At 41.3% G+C, this 19,318-nt stretch carries 21 protein-coding genes and 2 riboswitches; of the genes, 17 read left to right on the top strand and 4 right to left on the bottom strand.

The window, feature by feature from the left end; genetic code table 11:
* Nucleotides 1-28: 28 nt before the first annotated feature.
* Genes MKY76_RS14495 through MKY76_RS14480 form a run of 4 tightly spaced genes read right to left on the bottom strand, consistent with a single transcriptional unit; the run spans nt 29 to nt 2,663 of the window.
* Complete coding sequence (locus MKY76_RS14495) at nt 29-865, bottom strand: ATP-binding cassette domain-containing protein (protein WP_131521543.1); 837 nt, start codon at nt 863-865, stop codon at nt 29-31.
* Complete coding sequence (cbiQ, locus tag MKY76_RS14490) at nt 862-1,635, bottom strand: cobalt ECF transporter T component CbiQ (protein ID WP_103118389.1); 774 nt, start codon at nt 1,633-1,635, stop codon at nt 862-864. The genes MKY76_RS14495 and cbiQ overlap by 4 nt, the downstream gene beginning before the upstream one ends.
* A 5-nt stretch (nt 1,636-1,640) precedes the next feature.
* Nucleotides 1,641-1,913 carry an energy-coupling factor ABC transporter substrate-binding protein gene (locus MKY76_RS14485; RefSeq protein ID WP_009370241.1) on the bottom strand — a complete coding sequence of 91 codons (273 nt, stop codon included), beginning with the start codon at nt 1,911-1,913 and terminating at the stop codon, nt 1,641-1,643.
* A gap of 3 nt (nt 1,914-1,916) precedes the next feature.
* Nucleotides 1,917-2,663: an energy-coupling factor ABC transporter permease gene (locus MKY76_RS14480; protein ID WP_257960732.1), complete on the bottom strand. Its 747-nt coding sequence runs from the start codon at nt 2,661-2,663 to the stop codon at nt 1,917-1,919.
* A gap of 147 nt (nt 2,664-2,810) precedes the next feature.
* A riboswitch (cobalamin riboswitch) is annotated at nt 2,811-2,996 on the bottom strand.
* A gap of 251 nt (nt 2,997-3,247) precedes the next feature.
* A riboswitch (cobalamin riboswitch) is annotated at nt 3,248-3,430 on the top strand.
* A gap of 145 nt (nt 3,431-3,575) precedes the next feature.
* Here MKY76_RS14480 and MKY76_RS14475 point away from each other — a divergent pair.
* The 17 genes from MKY76_RS14475 to MKY76_RS14395 all read left to right on the top strand — a co-directional run bounded on the left by MKY76_RS14475 (nt 3,576) and on the right by MKY76_RS14395 (nt 19,256).
* Entirely contained in the window at nt 3,576-3,947 is a 372-nt protein-coding gene (locus MKY76_RS14475) for a (2Fe-2S) ferredoxin domain-containing protein (protein ID WP_342556787.1), read from the top strand.
* 4 nt (nt 3,948-3,951) lie between these two features.
* On the top strand, nt 3,952-5,619 hold the full coding sequence (cobJ, locus tag MKY76_RS14470; protein ID WP_342556786.1) for a precorrin-3B C(17)-methyltransferase: 1,668 nt from the start codon (nt 3,952-3,954) through the stop codon (nt 5,617-5,619).
* Between the two features lie 14 nt (nt 5,620-5,633).
* Entirely contained in the window at nt 5,634-6,578 is a 945-nt protein-coding gene (locus MKY76_RS14465; RefSeq protein WP_259950821.1) for a sirohydrochlorin chelatase, read from the top strand.
* A complete protein-coding gene (gene cobK, locus MKY76_RS14460) occupies nt 6,575-7,336 on the top strand; it encodes a precorrin-6A reductase (RefSeq protein WP_009370247.1) in 762 nt (253 codons plus the stop codon). The genes MKY76_RS14465 and cobK overlap by 4 nt, the downstream gene beginning before the upstream one ends.
* Nucleotides 7,337-7,348: 12 nt before the next feature.
* Nucleotides 7,349-8,008 carry a precorrin-8X methylmutase gene (locus MKY76_RS14455; RefSeq protein ID WP_004231303.1) on the top strand — a complete coding sequence of 220 codons (660 nt, stop codon included), beginning with the start codon at nt 7,349-7,351 and terminating at the stop codon, nt 8,006-8,008.
* The gene (locus tag MKY76_RS14450) at nt 8,008-9,141 is read left to right on the top strand and encodes a cobalt-precorrin-5B (C(1))-methyltransferase (RefSeq protein WP_004231305.1); all 1,134 of its coding nucleotides are present in this window, start codon (nt 8,008-8,010) and stop codon (nt 9,139-9,141) included. Before MKY76_RS14455 ends, MKY76_RS14450 begins: the two co-directional genes overlap by 1 nt.
* Complete coding sequence (cbiE, locus tag MKY76_RS14445) at nt 9,098-10,318, top strand: precorrin-6y C5,15-methyltransferase (decarboxylating) subunit CbiE (protein WP_342556785.1); 1,221 nt, start codon at nt 9,098-9,100, stop codon at nt 10,316-10,318. Before MKY76_RS14450 ends, cbiE begins: the two co-directional genes overlap by 44 nt.
* Nucleotides 10,311-11,018 (top strand): precorrin-2 C(20)-methyltransferase, encoded by a 708-nt coding sequence (gene cobI / locus MKY76_RS14440; protein WP_004231310.1) that lies wholly within the window; start codon nt 10,311-10,313, stop codon nt 11,016-11,018. The genes cbiE and cobI overlap by 8 nt, the downstream gene beginning before the upstream one ends.
* The gene (gene cobM, locus MKY76_RS14435; protein ID WP_004231312.1) at nt 11,018-11,803 is read left to right on the top strand and encodes a precorrin-4 C(11)-methyltransferase; all 786 of its coding nucleotides are present in this window, start codon (nt 11,018-11,020) and stop codon (nt 11,801-11,803) included. Before cobI ends, cobM begins: the two co-directional genes overlap by 1 nt.
* Entirely contained in the window at nt 11,796-12,917 is a 1,122-nt protein-coding gene (locus MKY76_RS14430; protein WP_342556784.1) for a cobalamin biosynthesis protein, read from the top strand. Before cobM ends, MKY76_RS14430 begins: the two co-directional genes overlap by 8 nt.
* A gap of 11 nt (nt 12,918-12,928) precedes the next feature.
* Complete coding sequence (locus tag MKY76_RS14425; protein ID WP_342556783.1) at nt 12,929-14,296, top strand: cobyrinate a,c-diamide synthase; 1,368 nt, start codon at nt 12,929-12,931, stop codon at nt 14,294-14,296.
* Nucleotides 14,289-14,927, top strand: a complete 639-nt coding sequence (locus tag MKY76_RS14420; protein WP_112118356.1) for an NAD(P)-dependent oxidoreductase — start codon at nt 14,289-14,291, stop codon at nt 14,925-14,927. Before MKY76_RS14425 ends, MKY76_RS14420 begins: the two co-directional genes overlap by 8 nt.
* On the top strand, nt 14,924-15,691 hold the full coding sequence (gene cobA, locus MKY76_RS14415) for a uroporphyrinogen-III C-methyltransferase (RefSeq protein WP_054549204.1): 768 nt from the start codon (nt 14,924-14,926) through the stop codon (nt 15,689-15,691). The genes MKY76_RS14420 and cobA overlap by 4 nt, the downstream gene beginning before the upstream one ends.
* A 33-nt stretch (nt 15,692-15,724) precedes the next feature.
* Nucleotides 15,725-16,285: a nitroreductase gene (locus MKY76_RS14410; protein ID WP_342556782.1), complete on the top strand. Its 561-nt coding sequence runs from the start codon at nt 15,725-15,727 to the stop codon at nt 16,283-16,285.
* 13 nt (nt 16,286-16,298) lie between these two features.
* A complete protein-coding gene (locus MKY76_RS14405) occupies nt 16,299-16,835 on the top strand; it encodes a cob(I)yrinic acid a,c-diamide adenosyltransferase (RefSeq protein ID WP_048392354.1) in 537 nt (178 codons plus the stop codon).
* 88 nt (nt 16,836-16,923) lie between these two features.
* Nucleotides 16,924-18,423, top strand: a complete 1,500-nt coding sequence (locus MKY76_RS14400) for a cobyric acid synthase (protein WP_342556781.1) — start codon at nt 16,924-16,926, stop codon at nt 18,421-18,423.
* Nucleotides 18,420-19,256 (top strand): class I SAM-dependent methyltransferase, encoded by an 837-nt coding sequence (locus MKY76_RS14395; protein WP_342556780.1) that lies wholly within the window; start codon nt 18,420-18,422, stop codon nt 19,254-19,256. Before MKY76_RS14400 ends, MKY76_RS14395 begins: the two co-directional genes overlap by 4 nt.
* Nucleotides 19,257-19,318 lie beyond the last annotated feature (62 nt).

Below are 19,318 nucleotides of genomic sequence, written 5' to 3'. Positions count from 1 at the left end.
ACGAAAAAACCTAGCATTGTTAAAAGCTTTAGATCATTTCTATTAATTGTTGTAGCTCCTGCTTGGAACGAGGGATGTTGATATTTTCCTGCAATAGCTTCTTTTTTTGCAAAGCTATGACCATTTCAAAAATCCATGGACGTTCAAGATGCGCGCGATGTAACAATTCGTCTTCATAAAACAAGGTGATTGGATCACCGTTATAAATAATTTTTCCAGCCTCCATAACAATGATTAGATCTGCCCATTCATAGGCGAGAGGTATGTCATGGGTTGCTAGTAAAATGGTTCTCTCACCATCATCTAATTTGGCTAAGTATTGTAATACTTGTGTAGCATAATAATTATCAAGACCTGCTGTTGGTTCATCTAACAAAAGGACAGAGGGCTCCATCGCTAAAACACCTGCCATTGCTACACGTTTTTTCTGACCTACGCTTAAAAAATGAATGGGTTTATCAAGCAAATCTTCCACTTCGGTTTGCGCAACGGCCCATGCTATTTTTTCTTCCGTTTTTTCAGTAGACCAGCCGAGATTCAATGGGCCAAATGCTATATCTTGCTTGACGGTCCCTGAAAAAAGCTGATGATCTGCATTCTGAAAAACAATGCCGACTTTTTGGCGTAGGGCCTTTAAAGCTTTTCGACTATATTCCAGATCGTTGCCTTCGAATACAATCGTCCCAGCTGTAGGTTTTAAAATACCGTTAAGATGCTGAAATAAAGTCGATTTTCCTGCGCCATTATGTCCGAGTATGGCGATTTTTTTACCTTTTGGAATATCTAATGTAATATCTGACAACGCCTTCGTACCATCCGCATAGGCATAAGATAATTGGTTGAGTTCAAAATAAAATGCTGTCATGTAAAATACCCTCCATATACGATGAGGACTAGTAAAATAGCTGCCATGCCTAGCCAATTTTTCTTGCTATAAGAGCCCATCTCTTGCCAGTAGACGGCATCGCCTCCACGTGATTGCATGGCATTGTTGAGCTCTCGGCTACGCTGAAACATTTCCACAAATAATGCCACAATAAGCATGGAGACAGAGCGTAGCCATTGCATCGGTGAATGATAGCCAAGACGTGCTTGCTGGGCGAGATGTATATTTTGCATGCTTTCTAAAAACATAAAAATAAAACGATAGGTTAGTTCGACGAGCTCCACTAATAAAGAGGGGAGTCGCCATTGTCGTAGCACATAACATATTCCTTGTACGGAAGTGGTTAGAATTAAAAAGTATAAACAACTAATGCTGCCAAGGACAATAAAGAACAGCTGTTGCGCTGCTAACACACTTGCATTCCCAATAAAGACAGTCCAATTCCTAAATGTAAACGACCAAATATGGGCAGGGAGTGCATTCGTTGATGATGTAAAGGAAAGTAAAATAGATACGAGACTTGTTAATAAGAAAAAGCTAGGTAGCAATAATAATTTGCCGTAGTATGCAAGCGGAATTTTTGCACCTAAAATGATAAAAGCACTCATTACAAAAAATGTAATGAGTGAAAGTCGTTCATCTCTCATGATGAGCGTTATGAGAAGTAGTCCAAGTGAAAATATCATTTTTTCTAGCGGATGAACGGACGCTAGCTTATTCAGATAGGCATACTTATCAATGAGTAACATAATGGTTAACCTTCTTTGTGTTTGCCACGCATATAGCCGATGAAGTAGCCAATAAAGCCAGCTCCTATAGCTGCCTGTAGCACGAATAATAAGCTTTCGATTTCACCACTTGGTGGCTCCCATAGACTTTCAAACCATGGTTCATATTCCGCATTGATTTCACCAATAGCTGCTTCTGCTTCTCCATCAGCACCACCAAATTCAGCACCTTTTTGTATGAATAAGGGAATGATGGCTAACAACACAACAATTGCTAATAACAATAAATTTTTTTTCATTTGTTAATGTGCCTCCTTTGTTGAGAAAACACGTAACGTTTTTAATTCGCTAACATTGTATTTTTTCAAGAAATTCATCACAATGACCGTTAAAATTCCTTCACTCACTGCTAAAGGAATTTGAGTTAAGGCAAAAATACCTGCAAACTTTGTAAAGGATGCCATAAAGCCTCCAACCTCTGAAGGAAAGGCTAGTGCTAGTTGTACAGAAGTCACAATGTATGTACCTAAATCACCAAGCATAGCTGCAAAGAATATGGCTAGTGAAAATGACAACCCTACTTTTTGAGCCCCTTTAAAGACAAAGTAAGCAATAAAAGGACCAACAATAGCCATAGAAAAGGCATTAGCCCCTAAAGTTGTAATTCCTCCATGAGCTAATAATAAAGATTGAAATAATAAAACGATTGTTCCAATTACACTCATTGCTAGAGGGCCAAAGAGTACTGTCCCAAGTCCTACACCAGTTGGGTGAGAGCAACTACCTGTAACTGAAGGGATTTTTAGGGCGGATAGCACAAAGGCAAAGGCTCCTGAAAGCCCCAAAAGCATTTTTGTTTCAGGATTTTCATCAATGGTTTTTCGAATAGAACGCAATCCTAGAATGATAAATGGGATAGAGATCACCCACCAAAAAATAGCCCATTCGATTGGTAAAAAACCTTCCATGATATGCATGGCAAAGGCACGTTTTGGCACGATTAAAAAGGCCAGTAAAAAATAACTAAATTTCCACCATGATAATTTCAAAAAGCTTTCCTCCTAACTAATTAATAGATTTTTAGAATATTGCGTGCGTAATTAAAAAAGCACTTCTCCTTAGGTGGAAAAGTGCATAGCTAAAAAAGCAAATAACAGTCTCATCTGCTAAGCCGCACACCTATCCTCGTAGGTTGAAACGATCACTTATTTTTCGGCAGGTCTCCTGGCTCTAGTTCAATGCTTTATAGGTCTTCCCATCCGTTGGACAGTGACATATTCTATAAAGCTCCCTATTACAGTGGCGGGACCGCGCCGGACTCAAACCGGCTTCCCTTTTAAGCAAAATGACAAGCACTTTGCACCGAAAAACATTCAAATTGTGAGATTTCACGACAAAGTGTAACATGAATTTCCATAAATATGCTATACCTTTTATGGAATTTTTTAAATTAAAGGTCAACGGTGAATATTCTGATAAAAGTTTGTGCACAAATTATATAGATTGTATAAATTTCATACCTAGTTCCATTCAAAATTGATAAATTTGTCATAAATTTTTAAAGAAATATTGAAATTTTAAAATAATAAGATATGATAAAGACAGTTTTCTATTTAAAATTCTAATAAAAATTTCATATAAAACGTCAATAAGTGCTCGAATAGCTCGAGATAATAGGGAAATTGGTGAAAATCCAATACAGCCCCCGCTACTGTAATAGCTGATGAAATCGCAAAGCCACTGGTATAAACTTGGGAAGGTGCGACAGTAAAATGAAGCTTAAGTCAGGAAACCTGCTTATTTGATTGTGCATGCAAACTTTTCGGAGGGAGAAGTTGAAGCGAAAGCGGGTACCTGTATTTCATTCTATTCGTTTTTATTTGGCTTCTACAAAACCTTTACTCTTCGTTATAGAGTAAAGGTTTTTCTTTTTCCAAAAAGCAAATGAGGGGAGACAGAAGATGACAACTTGGAATTTAGAGGGGATGAAAACACATCTCTTTATTTGCAATGGCAGTAGCTGCATGAAAAAGGATGGGGAGGAAATTACCTTAGCCATTCGAGATGAGATACAGCGGCAAGCACTCGATCAGGAAATACATACGACAAGAACGCGCTGTAATGGACGCTGCAAGGATGCTTGTGTGGTAATCGCTTATCCTCAAGGAAACTGGTATCGTGTGCCATCAACAGAGCATGCTAGAACACTAGTACAAGATTTACATCATGAATCCTTATACAACGAACATGTCTTTACACTTCGTGAAGGTACATTACAGCGTACTGCTCAAACAACTGCCACTAAAGGGATCGAAAAGGTGAAAGAGGGGTAACAACATGGCGCAAAAAGGAAAAATTTTCGTAGTAGGCTTTGGACCTGGAGATTTTAAGCATATTACGACACGTGCAGTAGAGGCTTTACAACAAAGTGATATGATTATAGGCTATAAAACCTATGTAGAGCTGATTCAAGATTTAGTAAGTGCAAAATCGATTGTTAGTACAGGCATGACAGAAGAAGTGTCGCGTGCACAGGAAGCCGTTCGTCAAGCCGAAGCAGGGAGCATCGTCTCAGTAATTTCGAGTGGTGATGCAGGCGTCTATGGCATGGCGGGTTTAGTCTATGAGGTGTTAATTGAGCTAGGCTGGACAGAAGCAACAGGAATTGAAGTAGAAATTGTTCCTGGGATTTCTGCGATTAATTCATGCGCTAGCATACTTGGTGCACCTATTATGCACGATGCTTGTACAATCAGTTTGAGTGACCATCTAACACCTTGGAATTTAATTGCAAAGCGTGTCGAGGCAGCTGCAATGGCGGACTTTGTCATTGCTTTATACAATCCTAAAAGTGGACGTCGAACAAGACAAATTGTCGAGGCTCAACGAATACTCTTAGAATATCGTTCGCCAGACACACCAGTAGGGCTTGTGAAAAGTGCCTATCGAGAACGTCAAGAAGTGACCATGACAACACTAGCAGAAATGCTAGAACATGATATTGGTATGTTGACAACTGTCATTATCGGGAATTCGTCAACATTTTTCTATGACAATAAGATGATTACGCCCCGCGGTTACCAACGTAAATATACCCTGGGTGAAGAGAAACAGCCATTACGTCCACATCAACGTTTACGCGAAGAAAATGAACCTTGGGCAATGAACCAAGAGACGGGAACAGCGCGAAATGACTTTACGACTGACCCTAATGCAGGGCGCTTTAATAAACCCAGTATAGCCGTTACGCCAAAGCCGAAAAAAACAGCTCTTGAAATGGCTACAGCGGCACTTGCAATGGTAAAAGGGACAAGCGCAGTCAAAGTAACACCGAAGCTTGTACAGCAAAAAATAGAATCTATTTTTGAATTAGCAGTAAGTCCTGGTGTAGCCAATAAGTTTTTTACTCCCCAGCAAATGATGACGTTAGCGGAGGTCGTTGGGGATGAGGGGACGATGGAATACACACCAGATCATCAAATTCATTTGAAAATACCAACGACTGCCCCTGAACAGATCACAGAGAAATTACAGGAAGTAGGGTTTTTATTAGCTCCGATTGGTGATGTGTTATCACTGAAGGCTTGTGATTTTTGCTACGGTGAAAAGGCTGATTCAATACCATATGCAGAGGAAATACAAGAAAAACTAGGCGGTATGTCCTTACCGAAGACATTAAATATTGGCTTTAATGGCTGTGGGATGGCCTGTTATCGGGCTGTATTTGATGATATTGGCATCGTCTACCGCAAAAGTAAATTTGATGTCTTTATTGGAGCAAAACCAGTCGGTCGTACAGCACACGCAGCACAGCCTGTTGTAGAAGGGCTGGAGCCTGAGCAACTGATTCCACTCATTACAGATATTATTGAAGAATATAAAGCAAATGCTCATCCAAATGAACGCTTGTTTAAATATTTTAAACGTGTGAAAAAGATACTGCATTTTACGTATCAAGATATGTCTTCCAAAATAAAAGTAGAGCCAGCTCCGTGCGGCGACTAGTAAGGAGTAGAGAGATGAAAGCTATTTTATTTGTCGGCCATGGGAGCCGTTTAGCAGCAGGAAATGATGAGGTTCGTACATTTATCGAACAAATGACACCTCGTATTGATGAACAATTTTTAGTGGAAACTTGTTTCCTTGAATTTGCTTCACCTAACATCGAAGAAGGTATTACAAACTGTGTGAAAAAGGGAGCTACAGAGGTACATGTAATTCCAATCATTTTACTGCATGCAGGCCATTCAAAGCTGCATATTCCAGCGGAAATCGAGCATGCGCGTGAGCATTATCCAACGATTACCTTCACATATGGTCAAACAATTGGTATCCATGATGAAATCTTTGCCATTTTACAAGATCGCCTAGCTGAAATTGGCTTTAATTCAGAACAAGAGCAGGAAGACACAGCGATTTTATTGATTGCACGAGGTGGCAGTGATCCATCTGCTAATGGTGATTTTTATAAAATCACGCGACTTTTATGGGAAAAACTACCTGTAAAATACGTAGAAAGTGCTTTTATGGGTGTCACAGATCCACGAGTTGAAGAAGGAATTGAACGTTGTGTCAAACTAGGTGCAAAAAAAATCATCATGTTACCATACTTTTTATTCACAGGCATTTTGATGGAACGCATGCATGGAATGTGTGAGAAGTTTAATGAACTTTATCCAGATTGTGATATTCAAATTGCTAACTATTTTGGCTACCATGAACGGTTACAAAATGTTTTATTAGAGCGTATTGAACAGGCAATCAACGGTACATCAACAGGTATGCAAGATCTAGAAGATTATCGCGCCTATGCGGCAGTACATGGACATGCACATCATCATCACCATCATGATCACGATCACGATCATGGACATGCGCATCATCATCACGACCATCACGATCATGGGCATGACCATCATGACCATGACCATCACCATCATCATGAAGAGGAGCCGGTAAAATGATTTTCATGTTAGCAGGGACAAGTGATGCAAGGGATCTAGCCCTAGCATTACAACGTGCAGGTTATGCGGTAACCGCTACGGTCGTCACTGAGTCGGCAGCCTCTAGTCTTGCTGACGTTGGCCTGCCACATTTAATCGGTAGACTGACAGCTGAGGAAATGGCGACCATCATGACAGAGCAGGGCTATCAATTGGTGGTAGATGCTTCTCATCCATTTGCGGAGGAAGCCTCTAAAAATGCGATGGCAGCAGCAGAGCAGGCAAAGATTCCTTATATTCGCTATGAAAGAGCTCATGAACATTATGCCCATCCATTGATTACTGTTGTAAAGGATTATGAGGAGGCAGCTCAGCTAGCTGCAGAAAAACGCGGTGTCATTATGCTAACGACAGGTAGTAAAACACTCGCTACCTTTACAAAGGTTTTACAGGGCTTAGAAAACACAAGAGTAATCGCTCGTATGCTTCCACGACTGGATAATATGGAAAAATGTGAGGCACTTGGCGTGGCGCAGCGAGATATTGTGGCTATTCAAGGTCCGTTTTCAAAGGAATTAAATGAAGCTCTATTTCGTCAATACGGAGTGACGTTGATGATTACCAAAGAAAGCGGTAAAGTGGGCTCAGTTGATGAGAAGCTAGAGGCAGCTCTCGCATGCCAGATTGAAACGATTCTTATTGCACGACCAAATATACAGTACGGCCAACAATATTCAACATTTGAAGAAGTATTACAGGCTGTTGAACATACAATTTAGGAGGCATTTTCCATGGATTTTAAAACAGATTTTAAACCATTAACGGTAGACCCAGATAAAATTTACGATTACAGTTTCTCTATTATTGCAGAGGAAATGGGCGAGCATGACTTCTCAGAAGATGAATGGAAAGTTGTACGTCGCATTATCCATGCATCAGCTGATTTCGAGCTAGGTCGTAGTGTCATCATTACACCAGGTGCTATTGAAGCGGGTATCAAGTCTATTCTTGCAGGACGTCATGTCATTGCAGATGTGCAAATGATTGAAAGTGGCTCTGGTAAAAAGCGTTTCCAAAAACATGGTGGTGATTTGCATTGCTATATTGCGGATGAAGATGTATCAATAGAAGCGAAAAAACAAAATACAACACGTGCCATTATTTCGATGCAAAAGGCATCAAAATTACATGAAGGTGGTATTTATGCCATTGGTAATGCACCAACTGCATTGCTGGAATTGATTCGATTAATTAAAGAAGGGCTAGCAAAACCAGATTTAATTATCGGTATGCCTGTTGGTTTTGTGTCAGCAGCTGAGTCAAAAGAAGAGCTGCTTAAACTAGAAGGGATTCCGTACATTACAAATGTTGGTCGTAAAGGCGGTAGTACAGTGACGGTTGCTGCTTTAAATGCCATCTCACTTTTAGCGGACGAACAGGCGAAAAAATAATGGAGCGGAAGCCAAAAAAGGACCCCAAGGACATGCGTCACGGTTATACGACGGGAGCCTGTGCAACTGCTGTATCAAAGGCTGCACTGCTTGCCCTTATTACTAAGGAGGAGCAAGAGACAAGTACGATTCATTTACCTATTGGTCGAGATGCAACCTTTACAATTGAAAAATGCATATTTGAAGAAAATGCTGTCAGCTGTGAAACGATTAAAGATGCTGGTGATGATCCTGATGCGACCCATCAGGCACTCATCGTTGGCACAGTGAGCTGGGCAGATACACCTGGGATTCATTTAGATGGAGGTATTGGCGTCGGGCGTGTCACAAAGCCTGGCCTGCCAGTGCCTGTCGGAGAGGCAGCCATTAATCCTGTACCCCGTAAAATGATTTATAGCACGGTCCAAGGTGTGTTGGACGAATTTCACATTACTCGAGGCGTGAATGTGGTGATTTCTGTACCTAAGGGTGAGGAGATTGCTAAAAAAACGTTAAATGGACGACTCGGTATACTTGGGGGCATCTCAATCTTAGGCACAAGGGGAACCGTCGTGCCTTTTTCGAGTTCTGCTTATATGGCCAGTATTGTCCAAGCCATCAGTGTAGCGAAAGAGGCTGGCTGTGAGCATTTAGTGGTGACAACAGGTGGACGAAGTGAGAAGTTTGCAATGAAACAATACCCACATCTAGCAGAAGAAGCGTTTATTGAAATGGGTGACTTTGTAGGTTTTACATTAAAGCATTGTAAGCGTCTAGGCATCAAACAAGTTTCACTCGTTGGGATGATGGGGAAATTTTCTAAAGTCGCACAAGGAGTCATGATGGTGCATTCCAAAAGTGCACCAATCGATTTTAATTTTTTAGCACAACTGGCAGAGGATATAGGGGCAGATAGAGAAACGATAGCACAAGTTCTGGAGGCAAATACAGCTTCACAAGTGGGTGAGATGATGATGGAGAAGGGCTATGATGCGTTCTTCCATCGTTTATGTGAGGCCTGCTGCTACTCCTCTATCCATCATATTAAGGGCGGTTTAACGCTTTCCACATCGATCTATTCGATGCAGGGACAATTATTAGGAAGGGCTGATGACATTGCATCGATCGATGAAGTTGATTGGGATCGGGGATAACGGATTAGCAAGCTTATTACCCCAATACCTTCAGTGGATTGAAGACTGTGAGGTACTTGTTGGTGGTGAGCGAGTACTTGATTTTTTCCCAGACTTTAGGGGTGAAAAAATCTTGATAAAAGGAGGTCTTTCAACACTTGTTGAAAGATTGTCTGAAGAAACAAGAAATACCGTGATTCTTGCATCTGGAGATCCATTATTTTATGGCATCGGAGGCTATTTAGCCAAAAAGCTACAAATAGAGGTTTATCCCTATATGAGCTCTGTCCAGCTGGCCTTTGCGAAAATGGGAGAGAGCTGGCAGGATGCTTACGTAACGAGTATTCATGGACGACCAATGAAGGGCTTGGCACAGCGAATTGATGGCAAAAAGAAAGTAGCACTTTTAACAGATGTAGAGAATAGTCCGAATGCTCTTGCTCGATATTTAAAGTATTTTGGTATGACGGAATATCGTGCGTTTGTAGCCGAAAATTTACAGGGCGACAACGAAAAAAGTGGCTGGTACTCGCTCGATGAAATGGAAGTTACTCATTTTTCTCCTTTAAATGTCGTGGTTTTAAAACAAACAATAGCACCGAAACGCTACACACTTGGGATTGATGATGAGGAATTTTCACAACGAAAGCCAGATAAAGGACTTATTACGAAGAAAGAAATTCGAGTTTTAAGTTTGCAAGCCATGCAGCTTCAACGGGATAGCATTATTTGGGATATTGGCACATGTACGGGATCCATGGCTATTGAGGCAGGTAAGCTTGCTCCTGAGGGACAAGTTTTTGCTGTAGAAAAAAATGCCCCTGATTTAGAAAACTGTCTTCAAAATCAACAAAAATTCCGAGTTGATATGACAGCTATTCATAGTAAAGCACCAGAGGGTTTAGACAACTTTCCAGACCCTGATGCCATTTTCATCGGTGGCACTGGTGGTGAAATGGTTGATTTACTGCAGTTATGCTGTCAGCGTTTAAAGCAAAATGGGCGCATTGTCTTAAATGCGGCGACTATTGAAAATTTATATAAAGCTGTTGAGGCATTTAAAGCTTGTGGTTTTGCTGTTGACATTTTACAGGCTCAGCTGGCACGCAGTAAACCAATTTTAGATATGACACGCTTTGTGCCATTAAATCCAATATACATTATTTCCGCTTATCGAAAGGAAGAAAATCATGAGTAATCTAGGAATTTTATATGGCTTGGGCGTTGGTCCTGGCGATCCAGAATTAATTACAGTAAAGGCATTTCGAGTGATTCAGGAATCACCTGTTATTGCTTACCCAAAAAAGCTAAAAGGCAGTAAAAGCTATGCCCATCGTATTGTAGATGTGTATATTAATCCAGAAGAAAAAGATATGCTTGGTCTTGTATTCCCAATGACGAAAGATGAGGCTGTTTTAGAACGTGAATGGACAAAGTCAGTAGAACTTGTCTACGAAAAATTACAAGCAGGCAAAGATGTAGCCTTTGTTACAGAGGGCGATCCATTATTGTATAGTACGTTTATTCATATGATGAAGCTAATGCAGGACAAGCATCCAGATGTCGAAATTCGTACGGTACCAGGGATTTCTTCTTTTAATGGCTCTGCATCACGCTTAGGCATTGCGTTAGCGGATGGTGATGATCGTGTTGCGATTATTCCTGCGTATGACAATTACGAAGCTATGCGTGAAGCGATTGAAACACATGATGCTGTTGTTTTTATTAAAGTGGCGAAAGTGATTGATTTAATGCTTGAAGTGCTACGCGATTTAGATTTATTAGATAAAGCATCCGTGGTGACAAAGGTAACATCTGATGAAGAAATCATTTGGGATGTGCGTGAGTTGGATGGTGTCGATTTAGAATATTTAACATTAATGGTGGTGCGTAAATAATGAAAAAAATCTATATTGTCGGCGCTGGTCCTGGTGATCCAGATTTAATTACAGTCAAAGGTTTACATATGTTACAAACAGCGGACGTTGTCATGTATACAGATTCTTTAGTGAGTGAGGACCTTATTGCGAAAGCTAGACCAGATGCGGAGGTCATTCGTACAGCTGGTATGCATTTGGAGGAAATGGTTGCTGTGATGGTGGACCGAGTCAATGCTGGTAAAACAGTGGCACGTATGCATACAGGTGATCCAGCGATGTATGGTGCCATTATGGAGCAAGTTGCGCTATTAAAAAAGGAAGGCATTGGGTATGAAGTCATTCCAGGAGTTAGCTCTGTATTTGCATCGGCCGCTGCAATCGGAGCTGAGCTAACAATTCCTGATCTAACACAAACCCTTATTCTAACACGTGCAGAGGGGCGCACACCTGTACCAGAATTTGAAAAGCTGCGTGATTTAGCGAGCCATCATTGTACAATTGCCTTATTCCTTAGTGCAACGCTGACGAAAAAAATTGTCAAAGAGCTACAAAGTGCTGGTTGGGCTGATGACACGCCTGTAGCAGTTATTCAACGAGCTTCATGGCCCGATCAAAAAATCGTACGAACAACTTTAATCGAATTAGATGAAGCGATGCGTGTGAATGGTATTCGTAAGCATGCGATGATTTTAGCGGGATGGGCATTAGACCCGAACATTCATGATAAAGATCAATATCGTTCGAAGTTATATGATGCAAGCTTTACACATGGCTTTAGAAAAGGTGTGAAGACAAGTGATTGAGTTACAAGAGGGTGTGTTACCAGAGGTTGATCAACGTAATCCTTATGCCGTTGTAGCCATTACGAAGCATGGTGTCCAAATAGGACGTCGTCTGCAGCAAACCTTTGCAGCAAGTGATTTATATTATATGAGTAAATTTGAACAAGGCGATGAAGAAGAAAAGCATATTCAACTATTTACAGGAACCGTGCGCCTGCTATTGCCAACACTTTTTAAGCAATATAAAGGGTTAATTTTAATTATTTCACTAGGGGCAGTTGTACGAATGATTGCGCCGATTTTAAAGGATAAAAAGACAGACCCTGGTGTTGTGGTGATTGATGATCGAGGGGAAAATGTTATTAGCGTATTATCAGGGCATTTAGGTGGTGCCAATGAGCTAACACACGAGGTGGCAGCTGCACTTGGTGCAAATCCGATTATTACAACGGCTTCTGATGTACAAAAGACGATTCCAGTTGATTTATTTGGAGCCCGCTTTGGCTGGGTATGGGATAGTGCGGATAAATTGACACCAGTTAGTGCATCTGTTGTAAATGAGGAACATGTAGCCATTGTACAGGAAACAGGCGAACGTGATTGGTGGATGCGTGATACACCGATGCCAGAGCAAATTAAAATCTATCCATCAACACAGGCAGCCATCCAAGCTACTCCCCATGCCACATTATTAATAACAGATCGAATCATTGAACCTGAAGAAGAGGTTCTTCTAGAAAACGGTGTTATTTATCGCCCAAAATCCATTGTGCTAGGAATGGGCTGTAACCGTGGTACATCTTTAGAGGAAATTGAACAAGTAATCGATGAAACCTTGGCAGAGCTAAAGCTTTCGAAAAAAAGTGTGAAAGCCTTATGCACGATTGATTTGAAGAAAGATGAGCAATGTTTCTTAGAGATTACGAAGAAATATGATTGGGAGTTCGTTACGTATACACCGGTTGAATTAAATGAAATCGAATTTCCATCACCCTCTGAAACAGTCTTTAAATATACAGGTGCATACGGAGTGAGTGAACCAGCAGCTATGCGCTATGCACAGGTTCCATCACTTCTATTAGAGAAGAAAAAATCGGGTAATGCTACGATTTCAGTTGCTAGATACCTATTTTAAGGAGGAAGTCCATGCAAACAAATCGCTTTGTACTAGCTGGTACGGGTAGTGGTGTAGGCAAAACTACTTTTACCATTGGACTGATGAAGGCACTTCAAAACAAAGGGAACGTGGTGCAGGGCTTTAAATGCGGTCCTGATTATATCGACCCAACCTATCATACAGCTGTAACGGGCAGAGTATCACGTAATATTGATAGCTGGATGTTTTCACACGAAGCAGTCCGTGATATTGTGGCACGTGCAAGTATAGATGCAGATGTATCTATTATTGAAGGTGTGATGGGCTTTTATGACGGTAAAAGCCCTTTATCTGACGCTGGGTCTGCTGCTGATATTAGCGTAGTGACAGAGAGTCCTGTTATTTTAATTGTCAATTGTGCTAGCATGGCACGTAGCGTAGCAGCAGTTGTGAAAGGCTTCCAATTACTATCAGATAAGCCGAATATCGTTGGTGTTATTGCGAACCAGGTTGGTAGTGTCGGTCATTACGAAATTGCGAAGGCAGCTATTGAACAAGAATGCGGCATACCTGTTATTGGCTACCTAAAGCGTGAGGAAGGGATCGATATCCCGAGTCGTCATTTAGGGTTAGTACCTGCTATTGAAAGAGGAGAGCTAGATTCATTTTTTGATAAACTAGGGAACCTGATGGCGGAAACGATTGATTTGGATCACTTAATACATTTAACAAAGGCTCCTATCTTGCAAGAATCAGGCCATTTATTTCGGGAGGAGCCTTCACGAAACATTTGTATAGCAGTTGCAAGAGATGCAGCTTTTAATTTTTATTATGAAGAGAACTTGGCTTTGTTACGTGCGAAAGGTGCGACACTACAGTTTTTCTCACCGCTTGCGAATGAGCCTGTACCAGCTGAAGCAGATGGCTTGTATATTGGTGGTGGCTTTCCTGAGGAATTTGCAGAGTCACTTGCTACCAATACAGTCGTTAAAGACTCTATTCGTCAAGTCATTGCTAAAGGTCTTCCAACATTAGCTGAGTGTGGGGGCTTTATGTATTTAACAGAGGCCATTACAAATAGCCATGGCGACCGCTATGACATGGTAGGGGTAATTCCTGGAGAAGTGGCGATGCAAACAAAACTAGCAGCACTTGGTTATCGTGAAATTTTTGGCACAGCCGATAATTTCTTAATTGGTGCTGAGGAACAAGCGAAGGGCCATGAGTTCCATTATTCCAAATATAGTGGTTCTCACAATACAGCAGCCTATGAAACGATTGGTCGTTTTGGCAAAAAGAAAGAAGGCTATCAAGAAGGAAATTTAGTGGCTGGCTATACTCATTTCCATTTTGTATCAAACCCAAAGCTAGTTGACAATTGGTTAACAGCTTGTAAGAAGGTGAAAAGTAATGACTAATTATTTTCCTATTCATATCAATCTAGAATATAAAACAGTTGTGATTGTAGGCGGGGGTCACGTGGCAACGCAGAAGGTAGCATCCCTGTTACCAGCAAAGGCAAACATCGTGATTGTCAGTCCAACCTTACATAACACATTACAGTCACTTGCAGAGTCAGGGCAAATTACTTGGAAGCAAAAGGAATTTGAACCTCGTGATTTAGATGACGCCATTCTCATTATCGCTGCAACGAATGTGACAGCAGTTAACGAAGCCGTTCAAGAAGCAGCACAGCATTGGCAATTAATCAACCGAACAGATAAACAAAGTGAAAGTGATTTTATTACGCCTGCTACTATTCGCCGTGGTCCATTGGTGGTAACTGTTTCGACATCGGGAGCAAGCCCAAGTCTAGCCCGCAAGATTAAAGCAGATTTAGAAGAGCAATTCGATGATGCTTATGATGACTATGTATGCTTTTTACAGCAAGCTCGATTAATGATTGCTGCTAAGTATGATAAAGGTCCACAAAGACGTGCGGCATTACAAGCATTGCTAGAGCCAAACATCCTTGAATGGACACGTCATGGTGAGATCGATCGACGAGAAGCATATTTACAACAACTATTGATGGGAGCAACGCAATGAAGGATGGAATCGTATATATCGTGGGAGCAGGTCCTGGTGATCCGAAGCTCATTACTGTGTATGGACTGGAATGTATTCAAAAGTCTGATGTAATTGCTTATGACCGTCTTGTAAATCCTAAATTGCTTGATTTTGCAAAAAAGGATGCGGAGCTAGTTTATTGTGGCAAATTACCTGGGAAGCATCATCTCATTCAAGAGGAAATAAATGCATTACTCGTTGAAAAAGCACAAGAAGGTAAAATTGTTACACGCCTAAAAGGTGGCGATCCCTTTGTTTTTGGACGTGGCGCGGAGGAAGCTGAAATATTAAAAAATCATGGCATTGCCTATGAAATCGTTCCGGGGATTACAGCAGGAATTGCAGCTCCTGCATACGCAGGAATTCCAGTTACACATAGGGACTTCGCGACAAGCTTTGCCCTTGTAACTGGACATGGTCGTGAAGAAAAAGGACAAGATTTTTTGAATTGGCCCGCTTTAGCTACGGGTATAGATACCGTTGCCTTTTATATGAGCGTTGGTAATATTGCCTACATTGCTCGCAAATTAATCGAAAATGGACGGAAGGCAACAACGCCAGTAGCGGTCATTGAGTGGGGAACAACTGCTCAGCAACGCACGATTACAGGGCCGCTAGATGAGATAGCCAGCATCATTGAGCGTGAAGGGTACCATAACCCTTCTATGATTGTTGTTGGCGAGGTTGTCAATGTACGTGAAAAAATTCAATGGTTTGAAGAGCAAGGACTTACCTTTTCATAATCATTTCTTATAAGCGCACAAGGAGGAAGCACTATGACTGTCATTGAAGCATTAAAAAAACGTCGAGCAATTCGTAATTACACGACACAACCAGTTGAGAAAGAAAAAATTGAGCAAATTTTACAGGCAGCAACCTATGCACCGAATGACCGGATGCGTGAGCCCTGGCATTTTTATGTCATTCAAGATGAAGCCATGAAGCGTTATGAAGAAATGGCAAGTGCTTATTTACAAGAACGCTTTCCCACGAAGCCAAATTTAGTGGAAAGTTCATTAAAGGTTGTACAAACAACCCCTGTAGCCATTGTGGTGACAGCTGACATAGTAGAGGGGGACACAGATGCGACAGAAGATAATGTCTTTGCTGTATGTAGTGCCATTATGTCTATGTGGTTGACAGCAGAGGAGCTAGGTCTTGGCTTTGTTTGGCGTACACGTGGTGTTGGCCTCGTACATGATCCTCGTATGCATACGTTTATTGGTGCAAGCGACTCTCAAAAAGTAGTTGGTACAATATTTATTGGCTACCCACAGGAGCAAGAACAAACCGACAAGAAACGAACACCGTTTGCAGAAAAGACAACATGGCTGTAAGGAGGCTATCAGCATGGCAAGAAAAGGCTTGTTTTTAGTATATACAGGTGAAGGTAAGGGCAAAACGACAGCATCTCTTGGCGTTACATTGCGTGCAGTTGGTCGAGGCTTAAATGTGCGTTATCTGCAGTTTATCAAATCCCCAGAACGTACTTATGGAGAGCAAATTGCCCTTCGTAAGCTAGGCGTAGAAATGGAACAAATGGGCATAGGTTTTACATGGACAAAAACACCTGAGGAGCATCGAGCTGCATTAGCCAAGGCTTGGAAAAAAACGAAGGCAGCTCTACAGGATGACAGCATTGATTTATTGGTCCTCGATGAACTCAACAATGCCCTAGCGATCACCAAGTTTCCAATCGATGATGTCCTTCCCCTAGCAGAAGTCATCGAGGCAATCCAACACCGCCCTTCTACAATGCATTTGGTTGTCACAGGACGAAGTGCGAATCCAGCATTACTAGCAATGGCTGATTTAGTGTCAACCATTGAGGCGACAAAGCATTACTATGATGAAGGGATTCCAGCGGTGAAAGGGCTCGAATTTTAAAGCCCTTTACAATTGCTGGAGGAAATACACACGAAGCGAAAACGAATACATGCGTTCTGCCATAGAATAATTACGGAGGAGAGTGACTATGCCAGCAAAATCAATCATGATTCAAGGAACAGCTTCCGATGTTGGAAAAAGTATGATTTGTACTGCACTATGTCGTATATTTTCAGATGATGGACTGAAGGTAGTCCCATTTAAATCACAAAATATGGCTCTTAATTCATTTGTTACAAAGGATGGCGGTGAAATCGGCCGCGCACAAGGGGTACAGGCAGAGGCGGCTCGTGTTGTTGCAACGACAGATATGAACCCTATCTTGCTGAAACCGAAGCAAGATATGATGTCAGAGGTTATCGTTCATGGTAAGCATTTTTTAAATATGGATGCCAAAAGCTACCGCAATAATTTTGTGCAAGAAGCGATGCCAATCGTAGAAAAATCAGTACGCACGCTTCAACATACATATGATGTTATTGTCCTAGAGGGCGCTGGTAGCCCAGCAGAAATAAACTTAAAAGATCGCGATATTGCTAATATGCGAATGGCTCATTTAGCAGATGCAGCGGTAGTCCTCGTTGCTGATATTGATCGTGGCGGTGTCTTTGCCTCGATTGTTGGTACACTGGCATTGTTAGATGAGGAAGAACGAGCACGTGTTAAGGGATTAATTATCAATAAGTTTAGAGGCATGCGTGAATTACTGGATGATGGTTTGGCATGGGTGGAGCGCGAAACGGGTATTCCGGTACTTGGTGTGATTCCTTATGTCGATGTCAATATTGAAGCAGAGGATTCTCTTGCATTATCGTCACTACGTTTTAAAAAACCAAAGCCAGGCGAATTTGCTGTAGATGTAGCCATGATTCGTTTACCTCGTATTTCAAATTTCACCGATATTGATCCATTTTTCGATGAGCCTGAGGTGGGTGTACGTTTAATTGGTCATGTCAATGAATTAGGTACACCAGATTTACTCATTTTGCCAGGAACGAAAAGTACAATGGATGATTTAGCTTGGCTAAAAGCACAGGGCTTCGATCAAGCCATCACACATTTACGTGAATGCGGTACTAAAATTATTGGCATTTGTGGCGGTTTCCAAATGCTTGGTGAAACATTACTTGATCCAGAAGCAGTGGAGGGGAATGGTGAATCTGCAGATGGTCTTGGGCTATTGCCGATGGAAACCATTTTTGTAGGCAATAAAAAAACGGTGCAAATGACAGGCGTAAGAGGGCAGGACACATTGACAGGCTATGAAATCCATCTAGGGCGTACAAAAATTTTACGTGGTGCGGTATCACCGTTTTTACTGTTAGAGGATGGAAGAGAAGATGGTGCGGTTAGTCAAGATGAGCAAGTGATTGGCACGTATTTCCACGGCTTGTTCCATAATCGTACCTTTACCCGTCAACTTGTCAATGAAATACGAGTGAAAAAAGGGCTAGCAGCTTTACCAAGTGATGTGAAAAGTGACGCAGAACGAAGAGAAGATGCCTATAATATGTTAGCCGACCACGTTCGTGCAAATCTTGATATGAAAAAAATATATGAAATATTATCGTTAGAGGTATCTATATGACGAGAAAAGGACCGTTAGCCATTAACTATGAGGCATTATGGCAGGAAGGCATGAAGGACTGGCATGGCAATATGCCTGAACGAATGGTGAATGATCAGCTAGAGGAGCAATTTTGGGCCCAATCAGTGGCACGTAAAAAAGTGAGACAAACAGATCCTTATGCTGCATTGATTTTTCAGGAGCTTCAAAAAAAGATTGAACCTCAGCATTCTGTATTAGAAATTGGTCCTGGGTGGGGCAATTATACATTTCCATTAGCTGATAAAGTAAGGAAGCTCACATGTGTGGATAGCTCTGAAAGCATTTTGCATTACTTACAGCAGTGTATGCCGCAGGAGGAGCACGTTTCCTATATTCATGCAAAGTGGGAAAGTTTAGAGCATGATGAGATTGAACCACATGATATCGTCTTGGGCGTGAATTGTTTTTACCGAATGTATGAAATAAAAGCAGCTTTATATCACATGAATCGGCTGGCGAGAAAGCGTGCTATCATTGGGATGACGACAGGCCCCATTCAGCCACACTATGAAAAGTTATATGAAAAGTATGGTTATGACATTAAATTTCCGCGCAGAGATTATATCGAGTTTTTGAATCTACTCTATGAAATGGATATTTACGCGGATTGTCAGATTATCCCTCTAGAACGTGTCTATGAATATGAAAGCTATGAGCAGCTTGTGACAACGCAGAGTAAAAAAATATTAACGACGAATTTTCAGCGAGCCCATGTAGAAGAATCACTGCTACCTTTTATCGAAGAAAAGGATGGACGTTATTATTATCGTCATGATTTCCATGCGGCGCTTGTTTCATGGCAACCAAAATAATCAAGAAACCTTTGGAGAAACTGTACACCAAAGGTTTTTCTTATGGGAATGGATAAGGTACA

Origin of the sequence: Lysinibacillus sp. FSL P4-0201, from assembly GCF_038593425.1 — a bacterium.
Lineage (GTDB): Bacteria > Bacillota > Bacilli > Bacillales_A > Planococcaceae > Lysinibacillus > Lysinibacillus capsici.
The sequence above is the reverse complement of the archived record's forward strand: the minus strand, read 5'-3'. Positions and strand labels throughout refer to the sequence as shown.